The sequence below is a fragment of the Enterococcus sp. PF1-24 genome (genome assembly GCF_029893325.1).
Lineage (GTDB): Bacteria > Bacillota > Bacilli > Lactobacillales > Enterococcaceae > HY326.
The window spans coordinates 1-21400 of the sequence record NZ_JARXWL010000003.1; the positions used below are offsets into that span (position 1 = coordinate 1).

At 38.2% G+C, this 21400-nt stretch carries 20 protein-coding genes and 2 other annotated features; of the genes, 14 read left to right on the forward strand and 6 right to left on the reverse strand.

The genetic code is table 11. The features are described from left to right. Positions 1–114 precede the first annotated feature (114 nt). From M2139_RS01840 to M2139_RS01850, 3 genes are read right to left on the reverse strand one after another with little or no spacing between them, the layout of a single operon-like run. Positions 115–681: a class I SAM-dependent methyltransferase gene (locus tag M2139_RS01840; protein WP_280737092.1), complete on the reverse strand. Its 567-nt coding sequence runs from the start codon at positions 679–681 to the stop codon at positions 115–117. A 21-nt stretch (positions 682–702) separates the two neighbouring features. Then, positions 703–1629 (reverse strand): TIGR01212 family radical SAM protein, encoded by a 927-nt coding sequence (locus M2139_RS01845; RefSeq protein WP_280737093.1) that lies wholly within the window; start codon positions 1627–1629, stop codon positions 703–705. Between the two features lie 26 nt (positions 1630–1655). After that, complete coding sequence (locus M2139_RS01850; protein WP_280737094.1) at positions 1656–2306, reverse strand: phosphatase PAP2 family protein; 651 nt, start codon at positions 2304–2306, stop codon at positions 1656–1658. 317 nt (positions 2307–2623) lie between these two features. Between M2139_RS01850 and M2139_RS01855 the strand changes: the two genes are divergently transcribed. Both M2139_RS01855 and leuS read left to right on the forward strand, forming a co-directional pair. Then, positions 2624–4408 carry a LysM peptidoglycan-binding domain-containing protein gene (locus M2139_RS01855; RefSeq protein ID WP_280737095.1) on the forward strand — a complete coding sequence of 595 codons (1785 nt, stop codon included), beginning with the start codon at positions 2624–2626 and terminating at the stop codon, positions 4406–4408. Between the two features lie 128 nt (positions 4409–4536). Then, positions 4537–4738: a binding site (T-box leader), on the forward strand. A 71-nt stretch (positions 4739–4809) separates the two neighbouring features. Then, positions 4810–7323, forward strand: a complete 2514-nt coding sequence (gene leuS, locus M2139_RS01860) for a leucine--tRNA ligase (protein WP_280737096.1) — start codon at positions 4810–4812, stop codon at positions 7321–7323. Between the two features lie 74 nt (positions 7324–7397). Here leuS and M2139_RS01865 read toward each other — a convergent pair whose 3' ends face one another. Further along, complete coding sequence (locus M2139_RS01865; RefSeq protein WP_280739525.1) at positions 7398–7778, reverse strand: hypothetical protein; 381 nt, start codon at positions 7776–7778, stop codon at positions 7398–7400. Between the two features lie 298 nt (positions 7779–8076). Between M2139_RS01865 and M2139_RS01870 the strand changes: the two genes are divergently transcribed. The 3 genes from M2139_RS01870 to M2139_RS01880 all read left to right on the forward strand — a co-directional run bounded on the left by M2139_RS01870 (position 8077) and on the right by M2139_RS01880 (position 12845). Further along, positions 8077–9714 carry a polysaccharide biosynthesis protein gene (locus M2139_RS01870; RefSeq protein ID WP_280737098.1) on the forward strand — a complete coding sequence of 546 codons (1638 nt, stop codon included), beginning with the start codon at positions 8077–8079 and terminating at the stop codon, positions 9712–9714. A gap of 61 nt (positions 9715–9775) precedes the next feature. Further along, complete coding sequence (locus M2139_RS01875) at positions 9776–10498, forward strand: pseudouridine synthase (RefSeq protein ID WP_280737099.1); 723 nt, start codon at positions 9776–9778, stop codon at positions 10496–10498. Between the two features lie 352 nt (positions 10499–10850). After that, complete coding sequence (locus tag M2139_RS01880; RefSeq protein WP_280737100.1) at positions 10851–12845, forward strand: KUP/HAK/KT family potassium transporter; 1995 nt, start codon at positions 10851–10853, stop codon at positions 12843–12845. 40 nt (positions 12846–12885) lie between these two features. On the opposite strand, the gene M2139_RS01885 is transcribed toward M2139_RS01880, so the two are convergent. Next, complete coding sequence (locus M2139_RS01885; protein WP_280737101.1) at positions 12886–14241, reverse strand: MATE family efflux transporter; 1356 nt, start codon at positions 14239–14241, stop codon at positions 12886–12888. A gap of 250 nt (positions 14242–14491) precedes the next feature. Between M2139_RS01885 and M2139_RS01890 the strand changes: the two genes are divergently transcribed. The 3 genes from M2139_RS01890 (at position 14492) to M2139_RS01900 (ending at position 17108) form a co-directional block, all read left to right on the forward strand. Next, positions 14492–15184, forward strand: a complete 693-nt coding sequence (locus M2139_RS01890; RefSeq protein ID WP_280737102.1) for a response regulator transcription factor — start codon at positions 14492–14494, stop codon at positions 15182–15184. Then, on the forward strand, positions 15177–16199 hold the full coding sequence (locus M2139_RS01895) for a sensor histidine kinase (protein WP_280737103.1): 1023 nt from the start codon (positions 15177–15179) through the stop codon (positions 16197–16199). The genes M2139_RS01890 and M2139_RS01895 overlap by 8 nt, the downstream gene beginning before the upstream one ends. 141 nt (positions 16200–16340) lie before the next feature. Then, positions 16341–17108, forward strand: a complete 768-nt coding sequence (locus M2139_RS01900) for a M23 family peptidase (protein ID WP_280737104.1) — start codon at positions 16341–16343, stop codon at positions 17106–17108. A gap of 50 nt (positions 17109–17158) precedes the next feature. Here M2139_RS01900 and M2139_RS01905 read toward each other — a convergent pair whose 3' ends face one another. After that, positions 17159–17791 (reverse strand): pentapeptide repeat-containing protein, encoded by a 633-nt coding sequence (locus M2139_RS01905; RefSeq protein WP_280737105.1) that lies wholly within the window; start codon positions 17789–17791, stop codon positions 17159–17161. A 168-nt stretch (positions 17792–17959) separates the two neighbouring features. After that, positions 17960–18095 (forward strand) — a sequence feature (ribosomal protein L20 leader region). 35 nt (positions 18096–18130) lie between these two features. Here M2139_RS01905 and infC point away from each other — a divergent pair. The 6 genes from infC to M2139_RS01935 all read left to right on the forward strand — a co-directional run bounded on the left by infC (position 18131) and on the right by M2139_RS01935 (position 21319). Beyond that, positions 18131–18652, forward strand: a complete 522-nt coding sequence (gene infC, locus M2139_RS01910; RefSeq protein WP_280737106.1) for a translation initiation factor IF-3 — start codon at positions 18131–18133, stop codon at positions 18650–18652. A gap of 47 nt (positions 18653–18699) precedes the next feature. Then, entirely contained in the window at positions 18700–18900 is a 201-nt protein-coding gene (rpmI, locus tag M2139_RS01915; RefSeq protein WP_280737107.1) for a 50S ribosomal protein L35, read from the forward strand. Between the two features lie 61 nt (positions 18901–18961). Continuing rightward, complete coding sequence (rplT, locus tag M2139_RS01920; protein WP_280737108.1) at positions 18962–19321, forward strand: 50S ribosomal protein L20; 360 nt, start codon at positions 18962–18964, stop codon at positions 19319–19321. Between the two features lie 223 nt (positions 19322–19544). Next, on the forward strand, positions 19545–19874 hold the full coding sequence (locus M2139_RS01925) for a helix-turn-helix transcriptional regulator (protein WP_280737109.1): 330 nt from the start codon (positions 19545–19547) through the stop codon (positions 19872–19874). A gap of 3 nt (positions 19875–19877) precedes the next feature. Beyond that, positions 19878–20732: a hypothetical protein gene (locus M2139_RS01930; RefSeq protein ID WP_280737110.1), complete on the forward strand. Its 855-nt coding sequence runs from the start codon at positions 19878–19880 to the stop codon at positions 20730–20732. Next, positions 20720–21319 carry a Type 1 glutamine amidotransferase-like domain-containing protein gene (locus tag M2139_RS01935; RefSeq protein WP_280737111.1) on the forward strand — a complete coding sequence of 200 codons (600 nt, stop codon included), beginning with the start codon at positions 20720–20722 and terminating at the stop codon, positions 21317–21319. Before M2139_RS01930 ends, M2139_RS01935 begins: the two co-directional genes overlap by 13 nt. The last annotated feature ends 81 nt before the right edge of the window (positions 21320–21400 follow it).

A 21400-nucleotide genomic window follows, 5' to 3' on the forward strand; every position in this document is an offset into this window, starting at 1 on the left:
AACTATTTTCAATTTGAGTTCAAAACTATATTTAGCCATAAAAATACCGACCTCCAAATGTTAGATTTTTGGTCTAACTTTTGGGGGTCGGTACACTTAACTGAGTGGCTTTTTTTAGGCTTTTTTCTCAATGCAAAATAAAATCGGCGGCGAGTTCCGTTGGTTAATAAATTGATAACGTAAAACGCTGTAAGCTTCTTGCGGTAAAGTTTGACAATATTCTTCCACCATGGAAAGTTCAGCTGCCCCACCGTCGTGACCGTAATAAGCCACGATAATCACCCGACCCTTAGGTGCTAAAAAAGTTAAAGCTGCATCTAAAGCTTGCTTGGTAGTAGCTGGTAAAGTGATAATTTGCTTATCGCTTTTTGGTAAATAACCTAAATTAAAAATACAAGCTTTAATCGTCGTTTCCGCTGGTAAGACCGCCGCTAAAGTTTCGTGGCCTTGCAGCAACAACTCGCTTTGGCTTAACAAATTTTCTTTTGCTAAACGTGCTTGCGTGTTGGCGACAGCGCTGGCTTGCACGTCAAAGCTGTAAACTTTGCCGTTTTCGCCAACTAGTTGCGCTAATAATAAAGTATCGTTACCGTTCCCCATTGTGGCATCTACCACGGTGTCGCCAGCTTCCACGACTTCTTTTAATAAAGTATGGCTATAATGTAAAGCCGTCGCTAACATGAAATCTCTCCTTTTAAGTCTCTAACGAACAAGCGCAAATTTTCCTTGGTAAGAATCACGGCGGCTGAGTTCATCGTCAATGCCGTTTAAAACTTCCCATTTCTTCAAGCTCCACATAGGACCGATTAACGAATCCCAAGGGGCATCGCCAGTTAAGCGATGAATCACGATATTAGCAGGAATCATTTCTAATTGGTCACAAATCACGGAAATATAATCTTTTTTTGACATTAATTGCAGGCGACCTTCGTGGTAATCCCGCAACATGCGGGTGTTTTTCATTAAGTGCATCAGATGCAGTTTAATCCCTTGAATATCGGAATCAAGAATCGTGCGGCGTAAATTTTCCCGCATCATCTCTAAAGATTCTCCTGGTAAGCCATTAATTAAATGGGTGCAAACATTAATCTGATGTTTGCGTAAACGAGCTACCGCATCAACGTAAGTGGCATAATCGTGAGCGCGATTAATTAAGCGGCTGGTTTCTTCAAAAGTCGTTTGCAAACCTAATTCCACCCATAAATACAAGCGTTGATTTAATTCTGCTAAATAATCTACCACATCTGGCGGCAAACAATCAGGTCGGGTCCCAATGGCAATCCCCACCACACCGGGTAAATTAACCACCTGTTCAAAACGTTCGCGAATCACAGCCACGGGGGCGTGAGTATTGGTGAAATTTTGAAAATAAACAATGTACTGATTGACTTCTGGCCATTTCTGATGCATAAAAGCCACTTCTTCATGAAATTGCTGCGGAATCGGGGCTTCAGGCGCTACCATGGTATCCCCAGAGCCAGAGACGCTACAAAACGTACAACCGCCAAAAGCCACGGTGCCATCACGATTAGGGCAGTCAAAGCCAGCATCAATCGGCACTTTAAAAATTTTTCCGCCAAACTTTTCTTGTAAGGCATCATTCCAAGTGTAATATCTTTTTTTCTCCATTAAATAGCTTCCTTTTGTCGTTGTTTTTATGCTTGCTTGCCCTTGAAGCGCCAAGTGAAACGTAGCTGGTCGAAGAAGGGATAAGTGAAAGTTAACCAAGTCAGACCCACCAAATAGCCGCCGATAATATCGCTAGGGAAATGCACCCCTAAGTAAACTCGGCTGCAACCAATTAATAAAATCAGCAAACCTAATAAAATTTGACTAGCTAAGCGCACTTTTTGATTGCTGATAAAAATTCCCAATAAAACAATCAAAGTGCCGTAAAAAATCATACTAGCCGCCGCGTGACCGCTAGGGAAACTATAACTATGCTCAACCACCAAATGCTCTAGTGTTGGCCGGTTTCTTTGGAAAACTAATTTCAACAAAGGATTAAACACCCCAGAAACAATCGCTAAATTGCTAACCAGCCATAAACTTTCTATGTAGCGTTTGCCTTTTAATAGTAGTAAAGCACAAGCCGCCACCAATAAAACAATGCTTAACGGATTAGCGAATTTAGTAATCCACATAAAAAAGCCATGACCATTAGGATAGCTGAAACGAATAGCATTGGTTAAAATATCATCAAAAGAGCGCAACCAACCTTCGTGGAAACGAACCACATAGCCTAAAAAAAAGCAGACTAACAAGCAGCAGCTGCTAAAAAATTGATAGTAAAGTTTATTTTTCATAATCAGAACCTCGAGTAATTTTCTTCTATTATAATTAGTAATTGAAATCATTTCAGATACTATGCTTGTCCATTATACTGATAAAAAGTGGCGGTTACAACTTTTTAAAAGTTTTCTAAAAGTTTCTTAAACAAGTAAGAAAACAAATATTACAGTAAGTATTTGATTCATATTACAAAGTGTTTACGCAATATTAAATTCGGCTGAATCGCTTTTCACACCCGTTTATTTTATATATAATTGATAATGGACAATTAAGTAAAGCATGATTTTTATTTACAAAATGAATTCTAGGTAGACGGAGGGAAGTCAAAGAAATGCGTAATCAACGTGAGATATCTCGGTACAATAAACGTATCGATAATCGTAAAAAAACTGAAAAGAGCATGGCCATTTTAGGGACGGCTATGATTTCATGTACAGCTTTATTACCACTTACACCAACTATTCAAGCGGAAGCGACTAATACAGCAAATGTCGATCCATCAGCTTTTATTAGAGAAATTGGCAGCTATGCTAGCGGTATTGCAGCAGCTAACGATTTATACGCTTCAGTTATGATGGCTCAAGCGATTGTCGAAAGTGGTTGGGGAACTAGTGCTTTAGCATCAGCACCAAATTATAACTTATTTGGGATTAAAGGCAATTATAACGGACAAAGCGTAGCGATGCCTACTGGAGAATATTTAAACGGTCAGTGGGTCACTATTACGGATAGTTTCCGTAAATATCCATCTTATGCAGAGTCATTTGCAGATAATGCTTATTTATTGAAAAACCAATCTTTTGGTGGCGGCACTTATTACTATTCTGGTGCTTGGAAGAGCAATACTTCTTCTTACCGCGATGCAACTGCTTGGTTAACTGGCCGTTATGCAACGGATCCTAACTATTCAACTAAATTAAACAATATTATTACTACTTATAATTTAACTCAATATGATACAGGTGGCGCAGGCGGCGGTATCGGTGGCGGAATTAGCTCAGGTGGTAGCACAAGTGCAACACCAAGCGCTAACGGTCAAACTTATACTGTACAATCTGGTGATACTTTATATCGCATTGCTTTAAATCATAATGTTACAGTTTCTGATTTGAAAGCTTGGAACGGTTTAAGTAGTGATAGAATTCAAGCTGGCCAACAATTAGTGATTGGTCAAGGTGGCGGCGAAAGCGCACCAACTAACACCACGACAGCACCAAGTAACGGCGCAACTTACACTGTTCAGTCTGGCGATACTTTATACCGAATTGCGTTAAACAATAACGTAAGTGTTGATGAAATTAAAGGCTGGAATGGTTTAGCTGGCGACGGTATCCAAGTCGGCCAACAATTAGTTGTTTCTGCAAATGGTGGCGGGGCAGCCGCACCTGCTGAAAGTACTAATAATGGTGGCGCAGGTGGCACTTATACCGTGCAATCTGGCGATACCTTATATCGCATTGCTTTAAACAATCAAGTGAGCCTTGCTAATCTGAAAAGTTGGAACAATTTAACTAGTGATACGATTTATGTCGGTCAACAATTAAATGTTGGTAGTGGGGCAGCAACACCACCCGCTTCATCAGCACCAGCTAATAATCCTGGCGGCGTTTATACCGTACAAGCCGGCGATAATTTATATCGGATTGCTTTGAAAAATGGCGTCAGCGTTGCTGATTTGAAAGGCTGGAACGGTTTAACTAGTGATAATATTAGCATTGGCCAACAATTAGCGCTTTCTGGCTCTAGCGCAGGGGCACCAGCTCCCGTTGCTCCAGCCGCACCAAGTACACCAGCACCAAGCAATGGCGCAAAATACGTTGTACAATCAGGTGATAATTTATACCGCATTGCTTTAAATCACAATATTAGCGTCGATCAATTAAAAGCTTGGAACAACATCTCTGATGATTCCGTTTATGTGGGTCAAGAGTTAACAGTTTCTGGTAATGGCGGCGGTACAAGCGTTAACGGTGAAGAAAAATATAAAGTTAAATCTGGCGATACTTTGTACTCAATCGCTAAAAAACATGACTTAACAGTTGATAAATTGAAAGAGCTGAACAATTTAACTTCTGATGACATTCAAATTGATCAAGAATTGAAAGTTAAAGAATAAAAATTGATAAACCTCCAGTTTTGGAGGTTTATTTTTTTGTTGTGAGAGGTGCAGAACAAGCTTCTCCGCTTTTTGATAAAAAATTTGCTTAATCTTATAAAATTTGCTAGTATAAAGCTAAATTGAATAGTTTGGCTTTGATAGAGGAGTAGTAAAACTGATGATTTTGTTAGAGAGTGCATGGTTGGTGGGAATGCATAGATTGGCGGTTTGAACTTACCTTTTAGCTATTTTCCTAAAAAATAGGGACGCAAAGCTGCGTTAAAAGCAAGAGGTCTATATGCAAATATAGATGAAAATAGGTGGTACCACGTAATTTACGTCCTATAAAAGAAGGCAACTTTTTTTATAGGGCTTTTTATTATTTCCAATTAAATAAACTTTCAAAGGAGAAATAGGTAATGAGTTTTAATCATAAGGTCATTGAGAAAAAATGGCAAAAATATTGGGCGAAAAATAATGTTTTCAATACCCACGATGAAGGGGATAAACCGAAATTTTATGCTTTAGATATGTTTCCTTATCCGTCAGGGCAAGGTTTGCACGTTGGGCATCCGGAAGGTTATACGGCAACTGATGCGTTATCTCGTATGAAACGCAGCCAAGGATACAACGTCTTGCATCCAATGGGTTGGGATGCCTTTGGTTTACCAGCAGAGCAATACGCTTTAGATACTGGGAATGATCCGGCTGAATTTACTAAGAAAAATATCGAAACTTTTAAACGTCAAATTAACTCTTTGGGCTTTAGTTATGACTGGAATCGTGAATTGAATACTACCGATCCTGAATATTACAAATGGACCCAATGGATTTTCACTAAATTATATGAAAAAGGCTTGGCTTATGAAGCTGAAGTGGCGGTTAACTGGGTGCCAGAATTGGGTACAGTTATCGCTAATGAAGAAGTCATTGACGGAAAAAGTGAACGTGGCGGCTACGATGTTGTCCGCAAACCAATGCGTCAATGGATGTTAAAAATTACTGCTTACGCTGATCGTTTATTAGATGATTTAGAAACGGTTGATTGGCCTGAAAGCATCAAAGAAATGCAACGGAACTGGATTGGTCGCTCAGTTGGGGCCAATGTTACCTTTAAAATTGCTGATAGCCAAGAAGACTTCACCGTTTTCACCACACGACCTGATACTTTATTTGGGGCAACTTATGCAGTTTTAGCACCAGAATTGGCTTTAGTTCAAAAAATCACGACCCCTGAGCAACAAGCAGCGGTAGCAGCTTATATTGAAGAAGCGGCTAAAAAATCTGATTTAAACCGGACGGATTTAGCGAAAGAAAAAACCGGCGTCTTTACCGGTGCTTATGCCATTAATCCTGTCAATAATCAACAAATTCCAATTTGGATTGCCGATTACGTTTTAGCTTCTTACGGAACTGGGGCGATTATGGCGGTGCCAGCCCACGATGAGCGAGATTACGAATTTGCTAAAACTTTCGATTTAGAAATTATTCCTGTTTTGGCAGGTGGCGATGTGACGAATGAAGCTTTCGTTGGCGATGGTCTTCACATTAACTCTGGCTTCCTTGATGGCTTAAACAAAGCTGATGCCATTGAAAAAATGAACCACTGGCTGGAAGAACAAGGCGTTGGTAAAAAAGAAGTTAGCTATCGTTTGCGGGATTGGTTGTTCTCTCGTCAACGTTATTGGGGTGAACCAATTCCCGTGATTCATTGGGAAGACGGCACAACCACAACGATTCCTGAAGAAGAATTACCATTACGTTTGCCGAAAACCGATGATATTAAACCAAGCGGTACGGGCGAATCACCTTTAGCTAACATTACTGAGTGGGTGAACGTGGTTGACCCCGTAACTGGTAAAAAAGGTCGTCGAGAAACTAACACTATGCCACAATGGGCAGGTAGCTCATGGTATTATTTACGCTATATTGACCCACATAATAAAAAAGAATTAGCTAATTATGAAAAATTAGAGCGTTGGTTGCCAGTAGATATTTATATTGGTGGCGCTGAGCACGCGGTTTTACATTTATTATATGTGCGTTTCTGGCATAAATTCTTGTATGATATCGGCGTAGTGCCAACTTCAGAACCTTTCCAAAAATTATATAACCAAGGTATGATTTTAGGAACTAGCTATCGTGATAGCCGTGGCGCGTTGGTACCAACTAACATGGTAGAAAAACGCGATGGTCAATGGGTGAATATCGAAAACGGGGAAGCTTTAGAAGAAGCACCAGCTAAAATGAGTAAATCGCTGAAAAACGTTGTCAACCCTGATGATGTGGTGGAACATTACGGCGCGGATACGCTAAGAATGTACGAAATGTTCATGGGACCTTTAGATGCTTCAATCGCTTGGAGCGAAAACGGTCTGGAAGGTAGCCGTAAATTCTTAGAGCGGGTATGGCGCTTAATAGTCGATGAAAACGGCAAAATGCGAGATCGCATCAGCACCTTTAACGATGGTAAATTAACTAAAGTTTATCATCAAACAGTTAAAAAAGTTACCGAAGATTATCAAAGTCTACACTTTAATACCGCGATTTCACAATTAATGGTCTTTGTGAATGAAGCATATAAATCTGAAGTCTTACCTTATGAATACGTTGAAGGCTTTGTCCAGTTATTAGCGCCAATCGCTCCGCATTTAGGGGAAGAATTATGGGAAATCTTAGGCAACCAAGATGGTATTTCTTATGTTTCTTGGCCGACTTATGACGAAAGCCAATTGGTGGAAGACAAAGTTGAAGTTGTTTTCCAAGTTAACGGTAAATTGCGAGCAAAAGAAAATGTTGCCCGTGATTTAAGCAAAGCTGATTTAGAAGCTGCTGCGATGGAAAATGCAGCTATCAAAGAACAAATTGCTGGCAAAACTATCCGCAAAATCATTGTTGTACCAAATAAATTAGTAAATATTGTAGCAAATTAAAAAAAGAATGTCCCGGCTGGAAAAACTAGCTTTGCGCTAAGTTTAGCCAGCGGGACATTCCCTTTTTTCCTATTTTAAATTTCTCGGCAAGCGATATAGGGACCAACGGGGAGTCGGGGATATCCTATGACAAAGGTTTGTAATTGAGGCTTAGTGACAGTAGCTTCATAGAGTGTTTCCCCTAAATAAAAGCGAATTGGTTTTTGTTTGGAGACAAATTTTAGCGGAACACTTTCGTTTTTTTCAGCATAGTGAATAATTTCAGCGACAATTTGCGGTTCAGTAGCTTTTTCAGGAAAATCGTCTTGCGGCTCAATCGAAAAGCCTTTTTTAGTCCAAGCATCTTTAAATTTGTTTAAATAACTACTCACTTTTAAGAACAACTCCATTCCTAATTTATAGAAAATCTGCCTGTTGCTTGAAGTAGAAAATACAGTCTGTGCATCCGTTTTCATTATAACGCTTTTTCTTAATGAAATATATTGGACTAAAGGCTTAGAAGATGGGGAATAGGCGATTTTTTATGAAAAAATCAAAAGACTAGGTTATTTCTGAAGTAACAGACTATTATTCTGAACAAATATGCGTAAATTTCCGGAAAATTTTCAGATAATCTGACTTTTTTTCTGATTTTTCCTGAGTTATAAAAAAAATAGGAAAAACTCTTTAAAGATTTGCGAAAATAGATTGCTAGTTCTATCGTTTACAATTAAAATAGAAGTAATGTTTTGTGGAAAGTTGGGACCCTTTTTTATGGAAAAAACAAAAAGAGAGTTAACAAGTCAAGAAAAAATGGCACAAGGCTCAGCTTGGATGATGATTAGTAATATTACTTCCCGTTTATTAGGAGTAATTTACATTATTCCTTGGTATGCTTGGCTTGGTGCAAATGCGAAAACGGCTAACGGGCTGTTTAATATGAGTTATACCATTTATTCGCTGTTTTTGACAATTTCAACTGCGGGGATTCCTTCAGCTATTGCCAAACAAATGGCTTACTATAATTCAAAAAATGAATATGGCGTCAGCCAAAAATTATTTGTAAAAGCCTTACAAATTATGGGGATTTTAGGAGCCGTCTCGGCGGTGGTGATGTTCTTTGGGGCTTCCTGGTTAGCTGAGGCTTCCGGTGGCGGGGCAGAATTGATTCCTTCAATGCGGTCTTTAAGTGTTGCGGTTTTAGTTTTCCCAGTAATGGCGGTCATCCGCGGTTATTTCCAAGGAAATCAAGATATGATGCCTTATGCTTTATCGCAAATTGTTGAGCAAGCGGCGCGCGTATTTTATATGCTAATGGCGACTTTTATCATTATGAAAGTGATGAAAGGCGATTACTTAGCGGCAGTTACTCATTCAACTTTAGCAGCTTTTATCGGAATGATTGGGAGTTTAATAGTTTTAGTTTACTATTTCCAAAAGCAAAGAGCGGTTCTGGATGACAGAGTGGCTCACAGTGCTAATCAGTTAGAGGTATCTGCTACGGATTTATTGATTCAGACGTTAAAAGAAGCTGTGCCTTTCATTATTGTCGGGGCAGGGATTACTTTATTCAAAATTGTTGACCAAGTAACCTTTGTGCGTTACATGGAAAGCATCACTGATTTTTCACATAATCAAGTGGTTGAATTGTACGCCACTTTTAATGCGAATCCTGATAAATTAACGATGGTGGTTATTTCCCTAGGAACTTCGCTGGCGTTAACCAGCTTACCGTTAATTACCGAAAGTTTTGCTTTAAACAAGCGTAAAGAATTAGCGAAAATGATTTGTGACAATTTCCAACTGTTTGCCTTTGTGATTTTACCCGCAACCATCGGGATGATTGTCTTGGCTTATCCTTTAAATACTTTGTTCTATCAACCAGATAAATTGGGTAGTCTAGTCTTGATTGAAGCCTGCTTTGCCGGTTTGTTTTTAGGCTTGTACACGTTGGTTTCCACTATGCTACAAGGCTTGTTTGAAAATATCGCAACCGTCCAATATTTATTAATTGGCTTAATGGTAAAAATTGCCGTTCAAATACCAGCGATTCGTTTAGCTGAAGTTTACGGCCCATTAATCGCAACAATTATTGGTTTAGCAGTAACTTGCTACTTAATCATTCGCAAAATTTATCATGTAACTCGTTTTGGTTTGACATTCACCTTGAAACGTTGCTTGTTAATCTTCATTTTAACATTGGTGATGGGGGTGGCGGCTTTGTTGACACGTCAAGTTGCTTACTTAGTTCTTGACCCAAATAGCCGCATGCAGTCCTTTATCATTATCTTGCTAGTGGCAGCGGTTGGTATCGCAGTTTATGGCTATTTAGCACTACAAACCGGATTAGCCGAAAAATTATTAGGTGAATCCATGGTTAACCGAGTAAAAAGTAAATTACGAATGAAATAATTAAGAGCTGAGACCTTTAACAAGGCTCAGCTTTTTTCAAAAAATTGAAAAGAGGATTTTCATGCGCTTAGATAAATTTTTAGCTGAAGTTGGCTTAGGCAGCCGAAAAGAAGTCAAACAATTGATTAAGAAAAAATGCGTAACAGTCAATGAAAAAATCGTGACTAGCGATAAATTTCAAGTCTCTGAAACGAATGATGTAATAAAATATGAAGGAGAACTTTTGCAATATCAAGCATTTTTCTATTATTTATTGCATAAACCAGCCGGGGTTATCACCGCAACTAAGGACGCCCAGCAACAAACGGTGATGGATTTATTACCTGAAGTGTGGCGGGAAGGTTTATTTCCCGTGGGGCGCTTAGATAAAGATACCGAAGGCTTGCTGCTGATTACCAACGATGGTGAGCTAGCTCATCAGTTACTATCTCCCAAAAAACACGTTGAAAAAGAATATTACGCCCGCGTCGCTGGCGTTATGACCGCAGAAGACGTGGCAACTTTCGCAGCTGGCATTGAATTATCAGAAGTCCTGTTGCAACCAGCTGATTTAAAAATTTTAAAAGTGGATGAAGCTGCTGAAATTTCTGAAATTACGCTGATTATCCATGAAGGAAAATTTCATCAAGTTAAACGGATGGTTCACGCGGTAGGGAAAGAAGTTACTTATCTGAAACGCTTGCGAATGGGGAGCTTGGTTTTAGATGAAGCTTTAGCTTTAGGGGAATACCGTGAGTTGACGGAAGAAGAAGTGAAGGGGTTGAAGCAAGGTAGCGGTTTTTGAGAAATAGCTTGCTATCTACCCAAGTGCGTATTCACTTGAAGATTTAGGAAAAGTAGAAATAGAGACAGAGTGGTAATTAATAGTTTATGAAAAAATAAAACAACCACAACAAGCAACATAAATACTGATTTAACTCCGCAATTTACGGAGTTTTTTGTCTTCCTGCAATTTTTTCGCCACATTCCTTTAAAAAGTGCGTATCAATTGACTTTCAAAGCCTTTCGACTGACAATTAAGACGAGGTAAGATATTTTTTAAAGTAGCACAATTAATTGTCTATGGATTAGTGGGAAACGCTAAGTTTTTAATTGCTTAGTGATTTCTGCTTTTCAGGGAGAAAGTGGTGTTTTTAATGAAAAAGGGAAATAAACAAAAGTTATCAGCTGCGGGACTTTTAGTAGCGATGGGGGTTGTTTATGGCGATATTGGGACCAGTCCCCTTTATGTAATGAAGGCGATTGTTGGTGATAATGGCGGATTGGCCAGCATTAGTGAGGATTTCATTATTGGTGCGATTTCACTAATTTTTTGGACGCTGACTTTATTAACAACGGTGAAATATGTGATGATTGCTTTAAACGCCGATAATCATGGGGAAGGTGGGATTTTCTCTCTTTATACTTTGGTGCGGAAGAAAAGTAAGTATTTGATTATCCCCGCGATGATTGGTGGGGCAGCGCTGTTGGCAGATGGTGTTTTGACGCCGGCGGTAACAGTGACGACAGCGATTGAAGGATTGCGAGGAATCCCCAGCTTTTTAGAGCGCTTTGGTTATGACCAACAGATAATTGTTGTAATTACGCTAATTATTATTTCGGTTTTATTTATTCTGCAACGTTTCGGCACGGAATTTGTGGGGAAAGCGTTTGGGCCGATTATGTTTTTATGGTTCACTTTTTTAGGCGTGATTGGCTTGATGCACTTTAGTGAAGATTTAAGTGTGATTCGGGCGCTAAATCCTATGTATGCTGTGAAGTTGTTATTAAGTGAAGAAAATAAAAAAGGCCTTTTTATCTTAGGTAATGTCTTTTTAGCAACTACCGGAGCAGAAGCGTTGTATTCTGATTTAGGGCATGTCGGCAAGAAAAATATTCGTGTCAGTTGGCCTTATGTAAAAATTTGTTTGGTGTTAAATTATTTCGGACAAGCGGCTTGGCTACTACAAGTGAAAGATGACGTGGCGGTGCAAAAAATTGACAGCCTAAACCCTTTCTTCCAAATGTTGCCGCAAGAAATTCGCTGGTTCGGGGTGGGCTTTGCGGCAGTGGCAGCGATTATTGCTTCACAAGCCTTGATTTCTGGTTCTTTTACTTTAGTTTCAGAAGCGATTAAATTAAAACTTTTACCGAGATTAAAAATTATTTATCCTGGTAGCAGTATCGGGCAAATGTATATTCCGGCGGTAAATTTATTATTATGGTTGTCTTGTTCGCTAATTGTTATTACTTTTAGAACATCAACCCATATGGAAGCTGCTTATGGACTATCCATTACGGTAACAATGTTAATGACAACTTTCTTATTGTATTTCTATTTAATCCAAAAAGGAACGGCGCGTTGGTTAGCCCATGTAATTACGCTCTTTTTTGCAGCAGTGGAAAGCATCTTCTTTATCTCTAGTATCACTAAATTTTTCCACGGTGGTTTCGTAGCGGTGGGGATTGCTTTGGTAATTTTATCAATCATGTTTATTTGGGAAGAAGGCACCAAGATTCAAAAAAGTGCGGTGGATGAAGTTTCTTTGAAGGAATATGTTCCCCAGCTAGCAGCTTTACGAGCGGATAAAGATGTGCCAGTATATCAAACGAATGTGGTTTTCCTAGTGCCAGAAATGGAAGAAGATGTGATTGATAAACGCTTTGTCTATTCTATTTTGGATAAACGTCCTAAACGTGCGATGGCTTACTGGTTTGTCAATGTTCAAGTGACGGACGAGCCCTTCACGCAAGAGTATGAAGTGGATATGTTAGATACCGATTTTATCGTCGGTTTAAAATTATATCTTGGTTTCCGGATTTCACAAAATATCAATATTTATTTACGACAAGTAATTCAAGAGTTGATGGCAAACGGCGATTTACCGAAACAACCCCAAAGATACAGTTTAACTCATGGTCGAGAAGTGGGGGATTTCCGCTTTGTTTTAATCAACGAAGAATTATCAAATATTACCGATTTAAGCAAAGGCAAACGCCAAATTTTACAAGCGAAATTGGCTTTAAAACGATGGACAACTTCGCCAGAGCATTGGTTTGGTTTAAGTTATAGTGATGTTACTTATGAAACGGTGCCGCTATTTATCGGTAGTCCCGCTCATACGGTTTTGAAAAAACGTTCAATCAATTAAAAAATGGCGTGCCAGCACCGATTAGCTGACACGCCATTTTTTATTCCCTAAGTAATTCCTGCTCTTTCTCCAGCCCTTGCAATTGTTTGACTGCTTTAAAGTAAGAATACAAAAGCACCACCACTGAGCCAATCCACGCTAACGGAGAAGCGCTAGCAGCTCCGGCATAACCGAAAATCCCCGTTAAGAAAATCGCCGCTAAAGAACGCATAATCAATTCCATAATGCCGGCAATCGTCGGAATCACACTCTGCCCTAAACCTTGTAAAGTATAGCGAATAATAAATAAAATCGCTAAAATCCAATACATTGAGCCGTTAATATTGAAATAAATTTGCGCCAATTGAAAGACTCTGGTTTCTGACTGATTCACAAAGAGCTGCACTAAATTATGGCCAAAAGTGATGACGGTTACGCCGGCGATAATACTAAAACCACAGCTTAATAACAGCGATTGTTTAACGCCAGTTAAAATCCGTCCATATTTTTTAGCACCATAGTTTTGAGCGGTAAAGGTTCCCATGGCAACGCCAAATGACATCATCGGCTGCGTAGCAAATTGGTCAATCCGTCCAGCTGCTGCTTGAGCGGCAACTTCATCGGTTCCTAAACTGTTTAAAGCACTTTGTAAAATCACCGCGCCAATCGCGATAATTGAAGTTTGAAAAGCCATCGGTAAAGCGATATTTAAATGGTCGCGGATTTCTTTTTTATCAATGACAAAATCACTTTTACGTAGTTGTAAATTAGGCACTTTGAACTTAATAAAAATAATACAAGCGATACTGGAAGCTAGCTGCGCCAAAATCGTTGCATAAGCTGCACCAGCAACCCCCAAATGGAAAATGACGATAAAAGTTAAATCCAACCCCACATTAACAATCACGGCAATCGTTAAAAAGAGCAGCGGCGTCCGACTATCTCCCAGAGCCCGAATCATATTTGAAAGTAAATTGTAAGAAACCGAAGCAAAAATCCCAGCTAAAATCACCGAAATAAAACTTTTAGCCAAATCGAAAATTTCGGCTGGCGTTTGCATTAAAGTCAGCATTGGCCCTACTAATAGTAAGCTTAAAGCTGTTAAAACAACGGTCACGCCCATACAAATAATTATACTAGTGGCAAAACTGCGTTTCACCCCTTTATAATCTTGCGCCCCAAAGCGCTGCGCCGTTAAAATCGACAACCCCGACGTTAACCCTTGAGCAAAACCCAGAATTAAAAAGGTGATACTGCCGGTAGCTCCCACCGCCGCCAAAGCGTTTTTCCCTAGGGTCTGCCCGACGATAATCATATCCACCATGTTATAAAATTGTTGAAAAATATTCCCAATTAATAAAGGAATGGTAAAAAGGAAGATGAGTTTAATTGGACTTCCTGTTGTTAAATCACGCACTGTTTCCCTCCATCTATCTAAATAAAAATTAAAAAGTTTATGCTAATAAGTTATCTTAGCATAAACTCGTTGCTTTGCAATGGATAAAATCATTACAAAAATGGGTATATTTTGTTTTTTCTGCTATAGAAAAGGCTTACTGTTTTAAATTGTGCATGGATTTTGCTACTGCACTAAGTGCCAACTTGCATTCCTCCGCTTTTTCTAATAAGATAATTTTAAGTGAAAAAACGAGAAAGCAGGTGAGTTGATGCAACAACATAATAAGATTTTTTTAGTGGAAGATGATGAAAAAATTTGTCAGATTCTGCATGATGAATTAGAGAAATGGGCCTATGATGTGGCGGTGGTTAGTGACTTTCAAAAGGTTTTGGCGGAATTTCAAGAATTTCAGCCGGATTTAGTTTTGTTAGATATTTCGTTGCCTTATTTTAATGGTTACCATTGGTGTCAAGAAATTCGCAAAGTATCGACGGTGCCGATTTTGTTTTTATCTTCAGCTAATGACAAGATGAATCAGTTGATGGCGATGAACATGGGTGGCGACGATTTTATCGGTAAACCTGTCGATTTAGATTTATTAGTAGCAAAGTTGCAGGCAGTTTTTCGTCGGAACTATACTTTTATTGAAAATGACCAGGAATTAGTTTATCAAGAAGCGGTGTTAAATGTTTTGGAAGGAGAATTGCGCTTAGGGGAAAAACGCGTCAACTTAACTCCGACAGAAACTAAAATTGTCGCTTTATTATTTGCTAACGCAGAAAAAACCGTAACGAAAGAAGCGATTATGGAAAAATTGTGGGAAAGCGAAGAATTTATTAGCAAAAATACTTTGACGGTGAATATGACGCGCTTGCGGAAAAAGCTCAACGCTAATGGGTTTCCGACTTTGATTCATACCATAAAAGGCATGGGCTACATGTTGGTGAAAAAAGATGCGTAAAATTGTTAGTTTTATCGGGGAAGTATTGAAAGAAAATCTTGCTTTTATCAGTATTTATTTAGTGGTAGTGGCTTTGTTTGTTAGTACTTTTTATTTACATGATGTGGCTTTTGCTGTTTATAGCGATGCTTTATTTTTTACTTTGCCGGTACTAGGGATTTTTCTGTGTTATCGTGGTTGGCGCTTATGGCGGCAACATCAATTTTTAGTGAAGTTGCAAAAACAGCCCTGGTTTCAGTTGTTAGAAGAGGATTTTGTTAAAGGCGGCTTGTTGGAACGGGATTATCGACAACTTTTACAAAAAGTGTCGCAACAAATTCAGCGATTAAATTCTGAAGCGGAGATTCAGGAAAAAGAATTAATGGACTATTATGGTTTGTGGACTCATCAAATAAAAACTCCTTTAGCGGCTTTGGATTTAATGGTGCAGCAAACCCAACCGCCAATAAATAAAGAAATGAAAGATGAACTTTTCAAAATTCAGCAGTATTTAGATATGATGTTGCAATATTTACGCTTGCAGTCGATTCATAATGATTTCCGCTTTGAAACCTTTACCTTAGAAGAATTGGTGAAAAAAGTCATTAAAAAATATGCGAGTTTCTTCATCTATAAAGATTTAGAAGTTCAATTGGACAATTTAACTGGGAAAATCACTACTGATGAAAAATGGTTTTGCTTTATTTTAGAGCAAGTGATTTTCAATGCGATTAAATACACAAAAACTGGCGGGATTACGATTTTTTCACCAGCTGATTCAGCAGGTGCGTTGCATATTAAAGATACCGGCCAAGGGATTTTAGCTGAAGATGTCCCGCGGGTTTTTGAAAAAGGCTATACCGGTTTTAATGGTCGGGAAAATCAAAAAGCTAGTGGCTTAGGGCTGTTTATGAGTCGTGAAATTGCGCAACAGCTAGGAATTGAAATTTCTTTAACTTCAGAAATTGGTATTGGCACGGAAGTTGTTCTAGTCAGTCAACAAGGCTGGCAAAAAGAATGGAAAAAGGAACGATAAACCGAAAAAAATTGAGCTAAATTCTTAATAAAATAAAGATTTTTTGAAGTGCATTTAAGATGATTTAAAAGAAAACGCTCGCTTTTTATCAAAAAGTAGTATAATTTAATTGCAACATAAAATGAAAGGAGCTTTATTTTAATGAAAAAAATATTTTTTGGTCTAGTTGCAGTATTAGGTAGTGTTTTATTCTTTAGTAAGGAAGCTCAGGCAGTTGATATGTATCGCATGTATAATTCAAATAGTGGCGAACATTTATATACTTGGAATATGTTTGAGCGAGACAGCTTGTTTGTAGACGGTTGGGATTATGAAGGTGTTGCGTGGACCTATCCAGTTCATGCTGGCGGTCATGCGATTCATCGTCTGTACAATCCAAATACTGGTGACCACCATTATACAATTAATGGCTACGAAGTAACTCATTTGGAAAAAAATGGCTGGAATAATGAAGGGATAACAGGTTATTCATCTCTAAATACAACCGTGCCAGTCTACCGTGTTTATAATCCACAAGCGGAAATTGGTAGCCATCACTATACAGTTAATATGGCTGAAGTGAAACAATTGATTAAAGCTGGTTGGCAAGACGAAGGAATCGGTTGGTATGTTTATTCTACCGATGTTTCTAAAGAAGTGATTCCAGCTGAAATCAGAGGGAACTTCGAAGGCCGTAGCGCTTCTGATAAATCAAAAATCCGCGTAGGCTTAACGAAAAATGAAGTCATCTATAAAGGCAAAGCCTACAAAGCGACTGAAGCTAAATATCAAGGCGGCGAATGGGTTATTAGCTGGGACGTTGATGATTTTGAAGAACGTTACAGTACAACCGTTACTAACACTCAACCATTTACGGTAGAAGTTGCCAAAAAAGGCATCGTATTTAACGGCGTTACTTACGATAAATAATAAAAATAAAACAGGCGATTATCAATTTGCGTTGATAACCGCCTGTTTTTTTAATCCTCAATCACTAACCCTAACCCCGTTGCGATGACAATCGCTTGCTCTTGATTAACTTGCAAGCCGCGCAATAACTCAAGGGAAAGCGCAATCCACTGAAAGTGATTACTGCGGAAATCTAAACCTTGCAATTTAGTGTGGAACCAACTAGAATCATCTAAATTACAGTTTTTCAGCAATAAATTTTTCCAATCTACCTCGAAAAATTCACTGCGAGATAACTGACAGTTTTCAAAAGTAACTACTTTTAAATTTCCGTGACTAAAGGAAGTGAACTCGCCTAAGCAATCAATAAATTGACAATCCCGCAAATAACTTTCTGCAAAATTAGTGCCGATTAATTTGCAATTTTTAAAAACGACTTGATGAAAGCTGGCAGCTAGCCATTCTGCATTAGATAAATCACAATGATCAAAAACCACATTACTACATTCAAAACGCTCGAAGCGACTATTGCGCAGCGTAACATGATCTAACTGGCAACCGCGGAAAATAATGTTGCTACCAGAAGCATAACTAACATCTTGTTGGAAAAATAAATTACCATCAAAAAGCATTTCTTCTTCAACATCTAAAAAGTTTTCTGTTAATTTTGGCAAAATTGGTGAAATTGGCGTAACTTTTTTCATAATCTGTTCACGACCTTATTTATTTTTAAGCAATTGAAGTGCAATTAGCCTACTCTTGCTTTAATAGTAATAGATAGTTGGCGAAAGTTAAAGTCCTAAAAGAATAAAAATATTTTGCAGGAATCGATTGACAATTGACCTGCAAACCGTTAAACTATAAAAGTTGAGAAATAAAAGCAGAGGCTCCCGCTTCTCGCCTTAGTTGACGATTTAGTCGCTGGGCTAGATATTATTCCCTTACTAATTTACTTAGTGAGATTGAATAGGCGCGGGTTCTTACAAGAACTCGTTTTTTTGTTGCCTGGGATTGCTTTTACTCTCTAAATTATTTGGAGGTGAATGACCATAGCAAAGGATATGATGGTGAACGACGGCATTCGTGCAAGAGAATTACGTTTGATCGGTTCTGATGGTGAGCAGTTAGGTGTTAAGTCAAAAGTAGAAGCATTAGCAATTGCTGAGCGAGCAAACTTAGATTTAGTTTTAGTGGCACCAACAGCTAAACCACCAGTTGCTCGGATTATGGACTACGGGAAATTCCGTTTTGAACAACAGAAAAAAGAACGTGAAGCTCGTAAGAAACAAAAAGTGATCAGCGTGAAAGAAGTTCGTTTAAGTCCTACAATTGATGTAAATGACTTTAATACAAAACTTCGTAATGCACGGAAATTCTTGGAAAAAGGCGATAAAGTGAAAGCTTCAATCCGCTTCAAAGGCCGTGCCATTACCCACAAAGAAATTGGTCAAAAGGTTCTAGATCGTTTAGCAGCTGAAACGGCAGATATTGCCACAGTAGAGCAAAAAGCGAAAATGGACGGACGCAGCATGTTCTTAACGCTGGCACCGAAAAACGAGAAGTAACATTCTAATTGAGAAACTTACGAAAGATTTTTGAGGAGGAAATAGTCATGCCAAAACAAAAAACACACCGCGGTTTAGCAAAACGCGTTAAGCGTACTGGTAAAGGCGGATTGAAAAGATTCCGTGCTTTTACAAGCCACCGTTTCCACGGGAAAACTAAAAAGCAACGCCGTCAATTGCGTAAAGCTAGCATGGTAAGTCGTGGCGATTACAAACGTATTCGTCAACAATTAGCAAGAATGAAATAAACTGCCAATTAGGCGAAATACAGAAACTTAAAAGAGAGTAATCATTAGGAGGAATTAAACCATGGCACGTGTTAAAGGTGGAACAGTAACTCGTAAACGTCGTAAAAAAATCCTTAAATTAGCAAAAGGATACTACGGTTCTAAACATACGTTATATAAAACAGCTAAAGAACAAGTAATGAAATCATACAGCTACGCATATCGCGATCGTCGTCAGAAAAAACGCGACTTCCGCAAATTATGGATTGCACGTATCAACGCTGCAGCTCGTATGAATGGCTTAAGCTATTCAAAATTAATGCACGGCTTGAAATTAGCTGAAATCGACATCAACCGCAAAATGTTGGCTGATTTAGCAGTTAACGATGCAGCTGCATTTACAGCTCTTGCTGACCAAGCTAAAACAGCTTTAGCTAAATAATTAAATTTTAAAGACTAATCCCTTGCTATTTTAGCAAGGGATTTTTTTGGCTTTTCTATCTGGAAAAAGCTTTTTATTTTTAAAATAAAGTATAAAAGTTTGGTAATTATACATTTTATAAAAATATACTTGTTATTACAAAGTATATTTCGTATAATAGCTTTATAAAAATAAAAAAGATATTTAGTAAATAATTAATAGAACCTAAAGGAAAGGTGCTGTGATGAAAAATATAAGGCAACAGTTAAAAAAAGGCGTGCTGGAAATTATTATTTTAAAACTTATTTCCCAAGAAGATACCTATGGCTATAAAATTGTTAAAAGTTTGGCGGCCTACGAAAATTTATCGATTAAGGAAGGGAGTTTATATCCGATTTTATATCGATTGGAAGAAGACGGGTTAATTGAAAGTAAATGGTTAATGGCTTCCGATAATGGTAAACCCAAAAAATATTATTGTATTACCGAGTTAGGAAAAAAAGAGTTAGAAATAATGGTTGCTGAATGGTCTAGCTTTTCTCAGGAAGTAACTAGTTTTTTAGGAGGAGAGTAGCAGATGTCAGAAAAATATCGTTATTTAGAAGAAGTAGAAAGATATTTGGCGTTGGCACCAGATAAATGTGTGGAAGTCATGAATGATTTGTTGGTGCGGATTGAAGATGAAGAAAGTGAAGGCGTTGAATTAGCACTGATATTAGCTAAAATGGGTTCGCCAGAAGCGCTAGCGCAAGAAATGAATGAAACCTATTTTGCTACAACACAAGTTGATTATTTTGAATATAAATCTAACCGAGATAGTGATTTTCCGCTAGTTCATATTGTTTTGAAAAATAGAAGCAATCGAAAAAATAGTTCAACGGCTAAAGCGCCTGTTGCCAGAGGAGTTTTTGCTTTTGGCCACTTTTCCCAAGGAATTGTTTCAGTTGGCTTGGTTTCACAAGGTGTCATTAGCTTAGGGTTAGTTAGCGCAGGGTTAATATCTGTGGGGGGATTTTCTTTAGGGATTTTTGCTGCTGGTCTTTTAGCTTTAGGTGGTGTTTCTATCGGAACGTTGGCTGTTGGCGTATTGACTTTGGGGAATATTTTGTGGGGCTATGCTACTTTTGGAAATGTTGTCGGTGGCCGATTTGCGTTAGGAAACATTTCTTCTGGTAAGTTTGGAATTTCGATGGGAAACAGTCCGACGATGAGGGAAGTAAAAAACTATTTAAATCAGATGGTTATTCAAAGTCAAAATAATGTAATTGCAAATTCATTTTTTAAAGGGATTCGCAATATGATAGAACAGCCTTTTGTTTTTGTGTTGATTATGATGTTGTTTACTTTTGCTACGCTGGCTATATTTTATGTTTATTATATAAATTATAATAAAATTTATTCAGCTAAAGGAGGTAAGAGATGGAGATTTTAGTTAGTGATTTTTTTAAAAGTATGGAAGATCAATTATTTGTTGAAGCTTTAGCGGAAATTCTTGCGGTGAGGAATCGGGTATTATTTATTCCAACAAGCAAAGATGTTCAACAGTCAATGAAGTATCTGGAGAAAACAATGAATGCTTTTCAAGCGGCTAATATCTTTTTTGAAGAAGCTGTTTTATATGATAATACTGATGAAAAGTTAGATTTTACCAGTTTCAGTTGCGTATTTTTGATGGGTGGTTCGTTAACTAACCAAAATGAATTGTTGCACAATGATTCTGAGCTAACGGCTTTTCTGAAAAAGACCGAAATTCCGTTAATTGGCTTTAGTGCAGGGGCTTTAAATTTAGGGGAAACAATTTTTATCAATCCAGATCATCAAGAAGAATTGACGACTGGGGCGAAAGGCATTGGTCGCTATGATTTTTTGATCGATGTTCATGTAGCGCATGAGTTGAAAGATACTAAAGTCTATGCTGAAATAGAAAAAGATCTGTTTTTATTAACGGATGGTGCGGGCCTAATTCACGATAATCAGCAAATGACTTTCTTCGGTAAAGTGTTTTTGCTGAAAAGTTAATATATTTAATCGTTATGGGAAGCAGGGCGAAATGCCCTGCTCTTTTTTGTTAAAGCTTAATGATTTTTTAGTGAAAATATT